This window comes from Oxalobacteraceae sp. CFBP 8761 (assembly GCA_014841595.1).
GTDB lineage: Bacteria > Pseudomonadota > Gammaproteobacteria > Burkholderiales > Burkholderiaceae_D > Telluria.
The window spans coordinates 117,681-131,988 of sequence record JACYUE010000001.1 but is presented as its reverse complement, the minus strand read 5'-3'; the positions used below and the strand labels follow the sequence as shown (position 1 = coordinate 131,988).

General features: G+C 65.4%; 9 protein-coding genes. All 9 read right to left on the bottom strand.

Features of this window, described 5'->3' with window-relative positions:
* Positions 1-8: 8 nt before the first annotated feature.
* Positions 9-2,300 carry a TonB-dependent receptor gene (locus tag IFU00_00550; protein ID MBD8540765.1) on the bottom strand — a complete coding sequence of 764 codons (2,292 nt, stop codon included), beginning with the start codon at positions 2,298-2,300 and terminating at the stop codon, positions 9-11.
* Between the two features lie 309 nt (positions 2,301-2,609).
* Positions 2,610-3,668 carry a LacI family DNA-binding transcriptional regulator gene (locus IFU00_00545; GenBank protein MBD8540764.1) on the bottom strand — a complete coding sequence of 353 codons (1,059 nt, stop codon included), beginning with the start codon at positions 3,666-3,668 and terminating at the stop codon, positions 2,610-2,612.
* A gap of 24 nt (positions 3,669-3,692) precedes the next feature.
* Positions 3,693-4,082: a hypothetical protein gene (locus tag IFU00_00540; protein ID MBD8540763.1), complete on the bottom strand. Its 390-nt coding sequence runs from the start codon at positions 4,080-4,082 to the stop codon at positions 3,693-3,695.
* 145 nt (positions 4,083-4,227) lie between these two features.
* Positions 4,228-5,256 carry a TraB/GumN family protein gene (locus tag IFU00_00535; protein MBD8540762.1) on the bottom strand — a complete coding sequence of 343 codons (1,029 nt, stop codon included), beginning with the start codon at positions 5,254-5,256 and terminating at the stop codon, positions 4,228-4,230.
* Between the two features lie 169 nt (positions 5,257-5,425).
* Positions 5,426-6,961 carry a UdgX family uracil-DNA binding protein gene (locus IFU00_00530; protein ID MBD8540761.1) on the bottom strand — a complete coding sequence of 512 codons (1,536 nt, stop codon included), beginning with the start codon at positions 6,959-6,961 and terminating at the stop codon, positions 5,426-5,428.
* A complete protein-coding gene (locus IFU00_00525; protein MBD8540760.1) occupies positions 6,958-8,187 on the bottom strand; it encodes a putative DNA modification/repair radical SAM protein in 1,230 nt (409 codons plus the stop codon). Before IFU00_00525 ends, IFU00_00530 begins: the two co-directional genes overlap by 4 nt.
* A gap of 108 nt (positions 8,188-8,295) precedes the next feature.
* Entirely contained in the window at positions 8,296-9,846 is a 1,551-nt protein-coding gene (locus IFU00_00520; protein ID MBD8540759.1) for a sel1 repeat family protein, read from the bottom strand.
* Positions 9,847-9,852: 6 nt separating this feature from the next.
* Positions 9,853-12,075, bottom strand: a complete 2,223-nt coding sequence (locus tag IFU00_00515) for an EAL domain-containing protein (GenBank protein MBD8540758.1) — start codon at positions 12,073-12,075, stop codon at positions 9,853-9,855.
* 8 nt (positions 12,076-12,083) lie between these two features.
* The gene (locus tag IFU00_00510; GenBank protein ID MBD8540757.1) at positions 12,084-14,198 is read right to left on the bottom strand and encodes an HDOD domain-containing protein; all 2,115 of its coding nucleotides are present in this window, start codon (positions 14,196-14,198) and stop codon (positions 12,084-12,086) included.
* Positions 14,199-14,308: the final 110 nt, after the last annotated feature.

Here is a 14,308-nt window from a genome sequence, read left to right as displayed (position 1 = left end):
AGCGTGCTCTAGAACGTGTATTTCAGGCCGAGCTTGACCGAGCGCCCGGTGATCGCGCGCGCAGCGTGACCGTCGCCCTCGACCTCGGTGTAGCCAAGCTTGTCGAACACATTATTGAAGGTGAGCGACACCGACAGCGGCGCGCTGACCTGGTAGTTCAGGAAGCCGTTGACGACATGGTAGGCAGGCATCAGGATGGTGTGCGCGTCGTCGGCCCACGACTTGCCGGTGCCGATCACGCTCACGCCAAACATGGCATTTCCGACCGTGTAGGTCGGCGCTACCTGGTAGACCACGCGCGCCTGGCGCCGCGGCGTGTTGCCGATCACCGCTTCGCCCCCCGGCGCAGTAGCCGTGATCTCGGCATCGGTCAAGGTAAGGCCGGCGGCCACCCGCAGCGCTCCCAGCCGGTAAGCCGCTTCGACTTCGAGACCCTTGGCGTCATAGCTGTTGGCGGTGCTCTTTTGCGTGGTGGCTTCGTAGTTGGTTTCCTTGGTCTTGGCGCGGAAGGCCGTGATAAAGGTGCTCAGGCCGCCGCTGCGCCATTTGACGCCGCCTTCGACCTGCTCGACCGTATTGAGGTTGATGGGGGCACTGCCGTCGAGCGGCGTGCCAAACAGGATGCGGTCGGCATTGAACGCGACACCATCGCTGACGCGGGCGAACAGCGCCAGCGACGAGGTCAGCTGGTAATTGCCGCCGACGGAAAATGAATTGTGGCTCAACGCGTAATCGACGAACTGGCGCGTGGCCGGGTCGTAGCGGGTCGCCGCGGTGGCGATGTTGGCGACCCCGGTCACGTCCTGCCGGTCATGGCGTACGCTGGCGTCGATATTGAGAGCGCCACGCTCCAGGCCCAGGTTGATGTAGGGCGACAGGTAATCGTATTGCATGTCGAGTGCGCGCGAGCAGCAGCTGCCGAATGCCGGCCCGATCAGCCCGGGCGTGCTGCTGGCGGTCCTGAGCAGGGCCGGCTTGTCGCCGCTGGCCTGCATCAGGTACTCATTGAAGTTCCAGGTCAGGCCGAGCTGCTGGCGCGACGCATACAGGCCCGCAGTGGCCGTGAGCTTCGACTGATCGGCCAGCGTGAAGCTCTTTGCCAGCCGGGTGTCGCTCATGGTCGATCCGGCGTCGTCGATCGAGGTATTGAACACCACGGCCGAGAATGCGCGGCCATTGTAGGGCTTGCCGGCGGCCGGGCCGGTGGCAAAGACGTAGTTGCCGACCGTGCCGTTATTGGCCGGGAACACGCCGATGAAGCGGCCGCTGTTGTGCGACTTGCGGAAGTTTTCGCTGAGCGTCCAGCCGTTGCCGATCCGCCATTGCGCTTCGAGCCCCACGGTGTTGCTCTTGACGGTCAAGCCGTCGTTGACATCGCTGGCGATGCGCCGGTTGCCCTTGTCGAGCGTCACATCGGGTACCCAGTATGGCGAGTAGAACGTGGCCGTGCGCGGATCGATCCCGTCGATGGTGGAGATGCGCTGATTGCTCACGCTGACCGGCACTGGCAGCGTGGTCGGGGTCTGGTCGTCCAGGTGCTTGAACGACAGGCGCACGAATCCGTTGTCGAACTCGTGGGTCAGGTTGCCGCGGATCTGGCCGCCCTTCTCGCTGGTGCCCCCGCTGTTGCGTATGCCTTCGCCATTGCGATAGAAGCCGCCGACAAAAAATCGCGTCTTGTCGGAGATCGGCGCGCCATAGTCGAAGTCGACCCGCGTGCTGTCGTAGTCGAGTCCGCTGGTCAGGCCGATGCTGCCGCCTTGTTCGGTACCGGTCTTGCTGATGAAGTTGATGATACCGCCCGGCGAATTGGTCGCCAGGGTCGAAGCCGAACCGCCGCGCACTACTTCCAGGTGCGATAGCGCGCCGTCGATACGCACGTAGGCGTCCGGCGTGATGAAGTTGAAGTCGCCCGATTGCAGCACTGGCAAGCCATCTTCCTGGATCTGCACGTAACGCGCGCCGCCGGCGGAAATCGGTACCCCGCGCACCGTCATGTTGGCATTGCCTTCGCCACCCGATGACTCGGAGCGCACGCCGGGGATCGAGCGCAATACCTCGGCCGCGCTGGTCGGTGCGGCCTGCAAAATCACGTCCTTGTCCATGGTGCTGATCGAGACGCTCGACTTCATCTTGGACGATGCGCTGCTGGTACCCGTGACGACGATGCGCTCCATGTTCAGGCTGTCGGCCGCCGGCGTGGCGGCCGGTGCTGGCGCCTCCTGCTGAGCGTACGCAACATTCATCTGCAGTACTGCCACGGACACGGCAGCAGCCATCCGTGAAATATTCGCTTTCATGACTTGTCTCCGGAATTGTAATTATTGGCCGTTGGGGTGGTATCGATCTCGTCTGCAGACGTCGACATATTCCAGGCGGTATGTACATTATGCGCACCAAGTGAGAGTTAGTGCAATCGATTGCAAAGATGCGGCGCAGCATGTTGTTTTCGGCGCAAACCCTCTCTGGAGCTCTACCGATTTCTCGTCTTAATCCGTAGGAATTGACGGGCAATTGCTGCGCCGCAGCACGGAATTTTGTGGGAGAGGATCAAAAAAACCGGCGAAAATACAATCGATTGCATTTTCTCAGCCTTGTATGGGGACAGATCAGGTGCTGGCGCGGACGACCAGTTCGGTCGGCAATTGGAGTGAGACCGGGGCGTGGCCTTGAACCAGCGACAGCAGTGCTTCAACCAATGCCTTGCCGGCGACGTCGATCGGCTGGCGTATCGTCGTCAGCCGGGGGTGCGACAGCGCGGCCAGGGCGATGTCGTCATAGCCCACGATCGCCACCTCGTCCGGCACGCCGATCCCGCGGGAACGCAGGGCGTCGACCGCGCTCATGGCCAGCAAGTCGCTGCACGCAAACACCGCATCGTAAGCGACGCCACGCTCGGCCAGCGCCTGTACGCCTTCGATGCCGCCCTGCGAGAGAAAGGGCACGTTCACTTGCAGCTGGGGGTCGAACCCGATGCCGTGGGCGGCCAAGGCTTCGCAATAACCGAGGTAGCGCTGCTGCGGCTCCGGCAGCGCAATGTCGCCGAGAAAAGCAATGCGGCGGCGCCCCTTGCCAATCAGGTGTTCAGTGGCTATCCGGCCGCCGCTGACATTGTCGCTGCCGATACAGCAATACAGCTGGTTGGGGAGTTGGGCGCCCCACACGACAATGGGTAGCTTGCGGGCCGCCATCTCGTTGAGCTGTTGATGCCGCCCCCACTGTCCGACCATGATGATGCCGATCGCGCGGCCGGTATCGAAGGGCGCTGCGGCAGCGCCGAATTCATCGGTGCCTATGCGCGACAGCAGCATCTCGTAGCCCTGCTCGGTCAGCGCGTCTGCCAGGCTGCCCAGCATGGCCAGCAGGAATGGGTCGGACAGCGGCTGGCGCGTCGCGTGGTCGAACGGAATCAGCACGCTCACCGTGCGGTTCTGCTTCATGCGCAGATTTTGCGCCGCCACGTTCACGGAATAGCGCAGCGATCCGGCCAGCTCCTGGATCCGGGTGCGCGTTTCCTCGCTCACCAGCGGGCTATGGCTCAGGGCACGCGACACCGTTGCCGTGGACACCCCTGCCAGGCGCGCGATGTCTGCCATCTGCAGGCGGCGCTGGACGCGCTCGGGGTCGTCCTGGCCCGGCCCGGCTTTGGTCATGGTCCTCTTCCTCATCTCTGTGTACGGGCAAATCGGGACTCATTGTATGCCAGCGCAGCTGCCCGGCAAAGGCGCCGCGCTCGCGCCCGGCCGCTCAACCTTGTAGCCCTTTGCTGCCAGCGCCGCTACCAGCCCTTTCGGGTTGAGGATGTCCCTCATCGACAGCACGGCGAAGCTCGACGTGTTCCTGGCCCGCGCCGCCTCGGCGTTGGCGACCCACAGCGCCTTCAGTCGTGATTCGGCCATCTGGAAGGCCGGGTTGTCGCGCATTGCGGCGCTGTTGCGGATGACGTCGATGTCGCCCCTGGCCCAGGCGTTGGCGCGCCGGCGCGTGGCGTCGAGCGAGGGTTTATTGAAGTCCTTGACGATGCTGCGCGGATCGTCCACCGTCAAGGCGAGGGACCGCCCGGGTTTGCGGCTTGAAGTCACCGATGCACCACAACAGCTTTTCGACACGGAAGTGGGGTCGAAAATGCGATGGCAACTAACCCCTGGATTTTGCTGGTTTTTTAATCAAAGAATTCCCAACTGAAGTGCGCGCATGCCGCTTTCCAGCCATGCGCGCGGTATCACTTCATTCAGGTGCCACGACCTCATACCCCTTCGCCGCCAGCGCCGCAATCACGCCTTTCGGATCGAAAATATCATCCATCGACAACAGCGCAAAGGTCGATGCATTGGCAGCAAGTGCTTTCTCGGCCGACGCAATCCACTTCGCATGCGAGCGCGCCTTCACGTTCTTCCATTCAGGCTCCGTATCGAGCGCGGCGCTGTTCATCAGCGCGCCGAAACACGCCTCCTCGCGTTCGGCGTAGTTCAGCTTGCGCATTTCATCCACGTCACCCTTGGCCCATGCATTGGCGCGCGCTGTTGCGCCGTCGAGATCCTGCTTCAGTGTGGCCATCGTTGTCCTCAGGCAGGCGGCGTCAGCCAGATTCGACTTCTTGAAGTTCTTGATCAACGCGCGCGCATTGTCCGTCGGTAGTTCAACCTCCGTCGACGTCTGTTTCAGCTCACTCTTCTTGATCAGCGCGAGCAGCTGCTTGCGCACCGCATAGCCGTTCACCAGGCCCGCTTCCTTGCGCGCCGCTTCCGTCAACGCCTGCGCGGCAAAGATCGGCCGCTCGCGTTCGACGTCGCTGTTCTCGGGCAGGTAGGTTGCCTTGAGCGTGCTCCACTGTGCGTAGTCTTCCCGCGGCAGAACATCACGCAGCTGCGCGCCATCCGGATTCTTGCGCACGCCGATCAGGCTTGGCAGCAGCGTGACCATTTTGAAAAAGCCCGGCTTGGCTGTGGCGCCTGGTGGTGCCAGGTACTCCTGCGAATGCTTGATGACGTTTTCCACCTGCTGCGAGCGCCACGTCATGTTCTTCGGCAGCGGCGCGTAGGTGCCAAACACCCACAGCACATGATCGCCCTTCTTTACCTTCCACATGCCCGGGCCAGGGCGCTGGGCGACGACGTGAATCTGTTCCGGCGCAGGTTCGACCGCGTCCGTGGTGACAACAGCGGCAGGCGGGGCATCGGCCCCGTCAAGCGACTGTGCCCATCCAGGGGCAGCCAGCAACGACAAGCACAGTGCGGGAACGACGAGTGGGCGCATGAAGATATCCTGTTGTGAAAGTGGCCAGAAGCGTGCGCCGATTATGCGGCGGCCTTCGCGGCGATCACAAGGACTTTCGAATGCATACGCAAGACGCAGTGTGCGGACAAGGATGGCCTGGGAGGGGTGCCAGCCCGCCTCCGCACGCGTCACGATATCGCGACGTGGATCAGTTCTCGCCAGACTGCTCAAGCAGCGACTGCGCCACTCGCAAGCCCTCGACCATCACGGCAAACGCTTCGTGCTTGGTCGCTTCGTCCGGCACGCGCAGCACGTACGACGGGTGGTAGATCGTCACCACCCACGCGTCGCCATGGCGCACCGGCTGGCCGAGACTGTCCCTGAGCGTCACGTTCCCCTTCTGCAGCACCGATTTCAGCGCAGTAGCGCCCATCGCCACGATCACCTTCGGCTTGCGGGTAGCGATTTCTTTTTCGAGCCAGTAGTGGCAGGCCTCGATTTCTTTCTGCGCCGGCGTCTTGTGCAGGCGCCGCTTGCCGCGCGGCTCCCACTTGAAATGCTTGACGGCGTTGGTGATGTACACGCCCTTGCGGTCCACCTGCGCCTGCGCAAACACGCGATCGAGCAACTGGCCCGCTGGACCGATGAACGGCTGGCCGGACAGATCCTCCTGGTCGCCCGGCTGCTCGCCGACGAGCATGATCTGCGCATGGTCCGGCCCGATGCCGCCGACGGCCTGCGTCGCGTGCTGCCACAGTTCGCAGCGCCGGCATTCGTCGAGCTTCGATGGCTGCTCGCGGTCGGGCTGCGCTTTCTCGGCCGCGATCGGGATCGTCGTGCCGCGGCGCTGGCCCACCTCGGCAACCTGGCCGATGCGGCGCGCGCCCAGGCCGGCCTGGCTGACCATCGACGGCACCAGCGCGCCCTCGGGCAGGTTCTTCCAGAAGCGCGACGGCACATGGCTTTGCATGACCTTCGTGTTCAGGCGCGCTGGGTTGAAGATGCTGCGGTAGTAGGTCAGCCAGAGCGCCTCGCCGTCGTCTTCGAGGTCGGCGGGGCCGGACATCAACGGCCCGGCATCGTGCAGCGTGGCGCCGTCCCACAGCACGCTGGCCTCGGGCGTGGCGATCATCCAGGTCATCTTGCCCATGCGGGCGACGAAATGTTCGGCCACCTGCGGCAGCACATCGTGCGCGGGTTCGAACCAGGCGACGAACTGTGGTGGCCCGGCCTCGATCGGCCGTTCGCGAAAGCGGATATACGCAAACATGTCGTGCACCTCGCGCCGCACGGCCTTGACCATCGACGTCAGCCGCGCGCCATCGGGATCGGCGGGCGACTGCACATCGTGCTCGCCCTGCTGCCAGCGCCAGACCACGCGGTACAGGAAGGCCCAGCGGTCGTGGTCGCGGTAGCAGGCGGCGGTTTGCAGCATCTCCATCAGGGAGCGCGGGACTTGCGGCCTGGGCGTGGCTTGTGCCACCCGTTCGGCAGGCGGCGCAGCCAGCAGGTCGCCAGTCGGCTGCACCGTCTCCAGGGCCGATGCCGGCGCTGCCGGCGCGCTCGAGAACAAATCGGCGCCTGGCTCGCCCCACGTCACCGCCTCGGGCGGCACGCCAGCGCGCAGCAGGGCGCGGGCCGTGGCGCGCCACTCGACGAACGAGGCCACCAGCAGCGGCTGGCCCGCGCGGACCGCAGCAACGGCTTCGCTGGCGACGACGGCTGCGCTGGCCGCGGGGGTCATGCCGCCTGCAGCTCCGGCCACAGATTCATCTGCTGCGGCGCGTCGGCCATGTGCTTGCGCAGCAGGTCGGAGCTGGTCGCGCCCTGCGCCGGCTTGTAGTCGGCGGTGACGACGAACGGCGCCAGTTTTTTCAGGCTGCAGCGCAGCCGCGATAAATCTTCCCAGCGGATGCGGCGAATGCGGCGCAGATCCGCGATGCGCTTGGCGTTGCGCAGGCCGATGCCGGGGATGCGCGCGATCAGCGTCGCATCGACGCGGTTCAGGTCCATTGGAAACTGGTCGCGGTTCGACAGCGCCCAGGCCAGCTTGGGATCGATATCCAGCGCTAGGTTGCCCGTCTGCGGCATGATCTCGCCGGCCGTGAAGCCGTAACTGCGCAGCAGGAAATCGGCCTGGTACAGACGGTGCTCGCGCAGCAGCGGCGGTGGCGCGAGCGGCACGCTCTTGGGGCTTTGCGGGATGGGGCTGAACGCGGAGTAGTACACGCGCTTGAGTTTATAGCTGCCGTACAGCGTCTCGGCGGTGTTGAGGATCGTGTGGTCGTCGCTGGCATCGGCCCCGACGATCATCTGCGTGCTCTGGCCGGCCGGCGCGAATGCGGGTGACCTTGGCTCTTCGGCTTTTTCATCGAGCTTGCGCCGGATGGAGCCCATTGCCAGCTTGATCGTGTGCACGCTCTTTTCGGGCGCCAGCTTGGTCACGCTGTCGTGCGTCGGCAGCTCGATGTTGACCGACAGGCGATCGGCCCAGCGTCCCGCTTCGGTAATCAGGAGCGGGTCGGCATCGGGAATCGTCTTGAGGTGGATATAGCCGCGGAAGTTGTGCACCTCGCGCAGGGTGCGCGCCACGGCCACCAGCTGCTCCATCGTGTAGTCGGCCGACTGGATGATGCCGGAACTGAGGAACAGGCCGTCGATGTAGTTGCGCAGGTAAAAATCCTGCGTCAGCTTGACCACCTCGTCGACCGCAAAGCGCGCGCGCGGCACGTTCGACGTGCGCCGGTTGATGCAGTACTGGCAGTCGTAAATGCAGAAGTTCGTGAGCAGGATCTTGAGCAGCGAGACGCAGCGGCCATCGGGCGTGTAGCTGTGGCAGATGCCCATGCCGGTGGTAGCGCCCAGGCCGTCCTTGCCCTCGGAGCCGCGCTTGGGCGCACCGCTGCTGGCGCAGGATGCGTCGTACTTGGCCGCGTCGGCCAGGATTTCGAGCTTGTCGTTGAGTTCCATCGGACGCCCGTGGCTGTATGGGCATACAGTATAGCGTGGCGTGTCATGACAGAGGGTGCGGCAGCGCACCCGTGCGCGGGTGGCGCCGGTTCAAAGCCGGGACGCTAGTTAAGCATGCAGCAAGCTTTCGGCCAGTGACAGCTGCTGCGCATCCATGCGGCGCGCGGTGCGGGCCAGGTAGTCGCGTGCCGGCCGGATCCCGGCGCCGCCCGCCCGATGCAGCCACGCATACGCTTCCACCAGATCGCGCGGCGCGCCCTGCCCCGCCGCATACATCACGCCCAGGTTGAACTGGGCCCGCGCGTGGCCCTGGCGCGCTGCGCACAGGTACCAGAAATGGGCGGCTTCGTAATCCTTGTCCGCGCCCTTGGCGCAGTCGTAGCGCAGCCCCAGTTCGAACTGCGCCAGCGCGTGCTTCTGGTCGGCCGCCTTGTGCAGCCAGTCGGTAGCTTCGGCCGGATCGCCCAGATCGAGCCGGTCGAGCAGCGTGGCCACCATGTACTGGGCCGCCGCGTAACCCTGCGCTGCAGCGCGCCGGTACCACCCGAGTGCCTGCACGCTGTCCTGCGCCGCACCGATGCCGTTTTCGTGGCGCAGGCCCAGGTCGAACTGCGCGCCCAGGTGGCCCTGCTCGGCCGCCTTGCGGTACCAGGCGGTGGCCTCCACCGCATCGCGCTCGACGCCGTTGCCGGTGTCGAGCAGCTGCCCGAGGTGGTACTGCGCCACCGGCAAGCCCTGCTCGGCCGCACGGCGGTACCAGATGGCCGCCTGCGCCGCATCCTGCACCACGCCCTGGCCGTGCTCGTGGCGCATGCCCAGGCTGTCCTGCGCACCCGCATGGCCCTGCTGCGCGGCGCGCCGGTACCAGATGGCGGCCAGCGCATCGTCCTGCGGCACGCCGTGGCCCGTGTCGTACATCAGCGCCAGATTGAACTGCGAGCTGGCATGGCCCTGGATGCCCGCGCGGCCGTACCACAGCATCGCCTGTTCGCCGTCCGCTTCCACGTCCTGGCCCTTGTCGTAGCGCAGGCCCAGATTGAACTGGGCCGGCGCGTAGCCCTGCAGCGCGGCCTTGCGCAACCACTCGAGCGCCTGCGCCGGATCGCGTGCCACGCCCTGGCCGCTGTCGTAGCGCAGGCCGAGGCTGTGCTGCGAACGCGCGTAGCCCTGGGTGGCCGCGCGCCGGTACCAGTCCAGGGCCGCATCCTGGTCCTGCGCCACGCCCTTGCCGGTGTCGTACATCATCCCGAGATTGTGCTGGGCGCCCGGTTCGCCCTGCTCTGCGGCGAGGCGGAACCAGTGCAGCGCGCGGCCCACGTCCTGCGCCACGCCCTGCCCCTTGGCGTACAGCCAGCCCAGGTTGTACTGGGCCAGCGCGTAGCCCTGGCTGGCGGCGCGCTCGTACCAGTGGGCGGCCAGCATGAAGTCCTGCGTTACGCCCTGGCCCTTCTGCAGCATCACGCCGAGGTTGTACTGGGCCTGCGCCAGGTTGGCCGTGGCCGCAAGCCGGTACCAGCGCACTGCCAGTTCATCGCTTTGCGCCACGCCCTGGCCGTTCACGTACATGAAGCCCAGGCTGTGCTGGGCTTCAGCGACGCCACGCTCGGCCAGTCCTTTCACACGCAGGAATTCGGCGCTGTACAACGACGTGTCGGGCATGCCCACTCAGGCCAGCACGGCGCGCAGGTTCGATCCGGGCCGGGTGCGCAGCGCCACCATGAAGTCGCCCAGCGAAATCGGGCGGTAGAACAGGTAGCCCTGCATCGTCATGCAGCCGTTGGCACGCAGGTAGCGCGCCTGTTCCTCGGTCTCGACGCCTTCGGCGATCAGGTTCAGGCCCAGGCCGCGCGCGATCGAGATGATCGCCAGGATGACTGGATAGTGGCCGTCTTCCTCGTGGATCTCTTTCACAAACGACTGGTCGATCTTGATCGTGTGGATCGGGAAGCGGTGCAGATACGACAGCGACGAGTAGCCGGTGCCGAAGTCGTCGATCGCGATCGACACGCCCAGCTCGCACAGTTTGTTGAGCTGCTCGATCGCATACTGCGGGTTGCGGATGCAGATGTTCTCGGTGATCTCGACTTCGATCTGCTGCGGCGAGATCGCGTAACGCGCCAGGGCGCCGCGCATCTTTTCAAAGAAGTCGCCGCGGTCGAGGTATTGCGGCGACAGGTTCAGCGAGAGCCGGATGTCGCTGCCGCCGACGGCATTCCAGCGCAGCATGTCGCGGCACAGCGCGCCGATCATCCAGTCCGAGATCGGCAGCATCAGGCCGTTTTCTTCGGCGAACGGCAAAAATTCACCGGCCGACAAGCGTCCGCGCGTTGGATGGTTCCAGCGCATCAGCGCTTCGGCGCCCGTGATGTTGCCGGTCATGGCGTCGATCTGCGGCTGGTAGAACATCTCCAGCTCGTCGTGCTCGAGCGCGCGGCGCAGCGCCTGCTCCAGCGCGATCTTCTGGTGCGACACTTCGAGCATCGAGTCGTGATAGAAGCTGTGGCCGTTCTTGCCCAGCGCTTTCACCTGGTACATCGCGATGTCGGCGTGGCGCAGCAGTTCGTCGATCGATTCGCCGTCTTTCGGATAGATCGCGATGCCGATCGAGGCTGAGATGTGCACTTCGTGGCCATCGAGATCGAACGGCAGTTGCAGGCAGGTGAGGAATTTATCGGCGACCATGCGCGCGTCGTCGTGGCTGACCAGTTCGGGCAGCACGATGGTGAATTCGTCGCCGCCCTGGCGCGCCAGCGTGTCGCCCTTGCGCAGGCATTCCTTCAGCCGGCTGGCCGCCTGCTGCAGCAGTTCGTCGCCCTTGACGTGGCCGAGCGTGTCGTTCACGAGCTTGAAGCGATCGAGGTCGATGAACATCACCGCGAGTTCGGTCTGCTTGCGCTTGGCCTGGATCACGGCCAGCCCCAGGCGGTCCTTGAACAGGATGCGGTTCGGCAGGTCGGTCAGGATGTCGTGGTAGGCCTGGTAGGCGATGACTTCCTCGGCGCGCTTCCTGTCCGTGATATCGCGCGCCACGCCGTAGGTGCCGAAGAACTCGAGCTTTTTCACTTCCTGGTCCGGCACGTGCATGCCGATCGCGTTCAGCGAGATCGTCATCAGCGTCGTGTTGAACGTGCGGTCGTTGCTGGTGTTGCCATTCCCGCCCCGGCACTTCAGGCGCAATTCGACGTTGCGCGATGCGCGTTCATCGATGCGGCGTTCGTTGAACACGTAGCGCGCGCGTTCCAGGTCTTCTTCGTGCACGACGATCGAGTAATGCTTGCCGATCAGCTCTTCGCGGGTGTAGCCGAGCAGCTGGTAGGCGCGGTCGTTGACGAACGTGAAGCGGCCTTCGTGGTTGAGCGTATAGATGATGTCCGGCGACGAGTCGACCAGGTAGCGGTACATCTTCTCGGAGTTCTCGAGCTGGTTCGCGATGCGCGCGTTTTCCAGCGCCAGGCGCCGGCGCCCCAGTGCGTTGCTGACGGTCGAGAGCAGCTCTTCGCGGCTGTACGGCTTGCGCAGGTAGCTGTAGGCGCCGCGCTTGAGCGCGCCGATTGCGGCATCGATGCCCACCTCGCCGCTCATCACGATCACGTCGGCGTCGATCCCCTTGTCGTTGATGAAGTCCATGATCTCGTGACCGCCGATATCGGGCAGGCGCAGGTCGAGCAGGACCAGGTCGAAGCGCTGGCGCGACAGCTGCGCCAGCGCCTCCGTGCCGGATGCCGCGGTCGTGAGACGGTAGCCGCGCCCCTGCAGCAATTCGTGCAGTGACGCCAGCAGGCGGGGTTCATCGTCGACCAGCAGCAGGCGTGGCTGACTGTCGGCGTCGAGTGTCGGGGAAAATGGGGAGGGTTCACCAGGGAGCATGGTGGCAGGGTGCGCGTGCATGGTGAGGGTCAGGCGGAACCGAGCGCGCGCGCCGGCAGCGCGAGCGCCTTGCCAGCGCCGGTGTACGCCGGCAGGAGTATTTCAAACGAGGTACCGGAACTGGCGCTGCGGCAGGCGATATGGCCGCCCATCTTCTTGACCAGGCCATGAACGATCGACAGGCCCAGGCCGCGCTTGCCGCCATCGAGCGCGCCTTCCTTGCTGCTTTTTACGGGCATGAACAGGTTGGCCAGCACCTCGCGCGACAGGCCCGGGCCATTGTCGTTCACGCCCAGTTCGACGTACAGGTGGCGCTCACGGTTGACGTGGCCGCGGTTGACGACCTCGATCCGGCCGCTGTTCTTGTGCTGCGGCCCGAATGCTTCGACCGCATTCTTGATCAGGTTCACCAGGATCTGCTTGAGGACATCGGGGTCGCCCTCGATCGCGCTGTCGCCATCCATGTGCGCCACGATCTGCACGCCGCCCGGCACGAAGCCGCTGGTGCGGAACAGGCGCAGCACATCGTCGACGACGCGGGCGGCGTCGACCGGCCGCGGGCCGGCATCCGGCACCTGCGGTTCGGCCAGCGAGCCGATCAACTGGCCCACGCGGTCGATTTCTTCGTTCAGGATCGACAGCTCGCCGCCCACCGGTTCCTGGCGCGCCAGCTTGCCATCCAGGATGCTCAGGTAATTCTTGATGATCGCCAGCGGGTTGTTCACTTCGTGCACCACGCGGCGCGACGCGTCGCGGAATTCTTCGGCCACGTTGGCCAGCTGGCGGCGTGCGTGACCGCGTTCGAGCAGCAGGTTCTCGAGGGCGCCGGCGGCCTGCGCCCCGAAGGCCTGCATGAACCGCTCGCGGCGCTGGCAATGCGGCAGCTGCCAGGCCGGCACGCCGCCAATCAGCACGCCCAGGCAGCGCGCGCCGGCCACCAGCGGCACCACCACCAGGCTGTCGGTGCCAAGGATGCGCAGCAGCTGCTCTTCGGCCAGGCCAAGCTGCTGGCGGTTGCCCCCCACGAACGCGGGGCGGCGCTCCAGCGCGCTGCGCGCCACCGGGCCGCCCTTGGCCAGCGACACCGAAAAATCGGCAATGCGCGCCACGCCCGGCGCCGGGGCGCCCGACAACAGGTGGCCGGTGGGGTTCTCGAGCAGCACGACGGCGCTTTCGAAATCGAACAGGATGCGGGCAGTGCGCGTCATCGCGTCAAGCAGGCCAGACTCGCCCTGCTGGCGCGCCAGGGTCTGGCCGACCTCGGACACCAGCACCATATTGCGCACTTCTTCGTTCAGGCGCTTTTGCACCGGGTCGACCGGCGGCGGCGGCGCATAGGCCGATGGCTGCGGGATGTCGTCGGCGCCCGTCAGATCGATGCCCAGATGCGCGGCGGCCTGCTCGACCTGGCGCGCGGCGCCGTCGATCAGGTGCGCCGTGCGCACGGCGTCGATCCCGCAAAGCGCGCAGGCGTCCAGCACCATCGTCTCGTCGTGCGCGTGGCAGGTCAGCACATGCGCCAGGCGCACGATGCGGATCAGGAGGTGACTGCCTTCCAGGCGGTCGCCCGGCTCGTGGTGGTACAGCACTGCATCGGCCAGGAACGAATCGAGCTGCCAGCGCTCGATCAGCCAGGCGCCTGCTTCGGCGTGGGTGATCTGGAGCGTGCGCTGCTCGACCGCGCACAGGTCTTCGTCATCGAGCGCGGTAAAGTTGAATGCGTACTCCTTGGGCGCGGCGGCCAGCAGCGCCAGGCGGCCGACATTGTGCAGCAGGCCCGCCAGATAGGCTTCTTCGGGATGCACGTAGTCGAGCATGCGCGCCGCATCGCGCGCGATCACGGCGGCCGTCAGGGAGTTTTTCCAGAACGCGCGCAGGTCGATGCTGCCGGCATGCGGGAAGCTGTTGAAGGTCTGGAACACCGAATCGCTGATCACGAGCGTCTTGATCATGTCGGTACCCAGTGCCACCAGCGACTGTTCGAGGTTGGCGCTGCGCGTGCTGCGGTGGTACGCCGAGCTGTTGGCGACCGCCAGCAGTTTGGCCGTCATGCCGGCATCCTTCGCAATCAGCGCGGCGAGTTCCGGCATGCCGAGATCGTCGGCCTGCAGGTGCTCGATCAGCTTGACCAGGATCTGCGGCATGGCCGGCAGCCGGGCGATCAGCAAGCGATTGCGAATATCCTGATCGGATAGGAGCGTATTATCAAGCACGGCCGCCACTTGTCGAAGGGTTCTATTAGGTGGCGATCGCG

Bases quoted from the DNA above. Each gene is read 5' to 3' on its own strand.
- IFU00_00550 (MBD8540765.1), bottom strand. From the start codon at position 2,300: ATGAAAGCGAATATTTCACGGATGGCTGCTGCCGTGTCCGTGGCAGTA.
- IFU00_00545 (MBD8540764.1), bottom strand. From the start codon at position 3,668: ATGAGGAAGAGGACCATGACCAAAGCCGGGCCGGGCCAGGACGACCCC.
- IFU00_00535 (MBD8540762.1), bottom strand. From the start codon at position 5,256: ATGCGCCCACTCGTCGTTCCCGCACTGTGCTTGTCGTTGCTGGCTGCC.
- IFU00_00530 (MBD8540761.1), bottom strand. From the start codon at position 6,961: ATGACCCCCGCGGCCAGCGCAGCCGTCGTCGCCAGCGAAGCCGTTGCT.
- IFU00_00525 (MBD8540760.1), bottom strand. From the start codon at position 8,187: ATGGAACTCAACGACAAGCTCGAAATCCTGGCCGACGCGGCCAAGTAC.
- IFU00_00520 (MBD8540759.1), bottom strand. From the start codon at position 9,846: ATGCCCGACACGTCGTTGTACAGCGCCGAATTCCTGCGTGTGAAAGGA.
- IFU00_00515 (MBD8540758.1), bottom strand. From the start codon at position 12,075: ATGCACGCGCACCCTGCCACCATGCTCCCTGGTGAACCCTCCCCATTT.
- IFU00_00510 (MBD8540757.1), bottom strand. From the start codon at position 14,198: ATGCCGCAGATCCTGGTCAAGCTGATCGAGCACCTGCAGGCCGACGAT.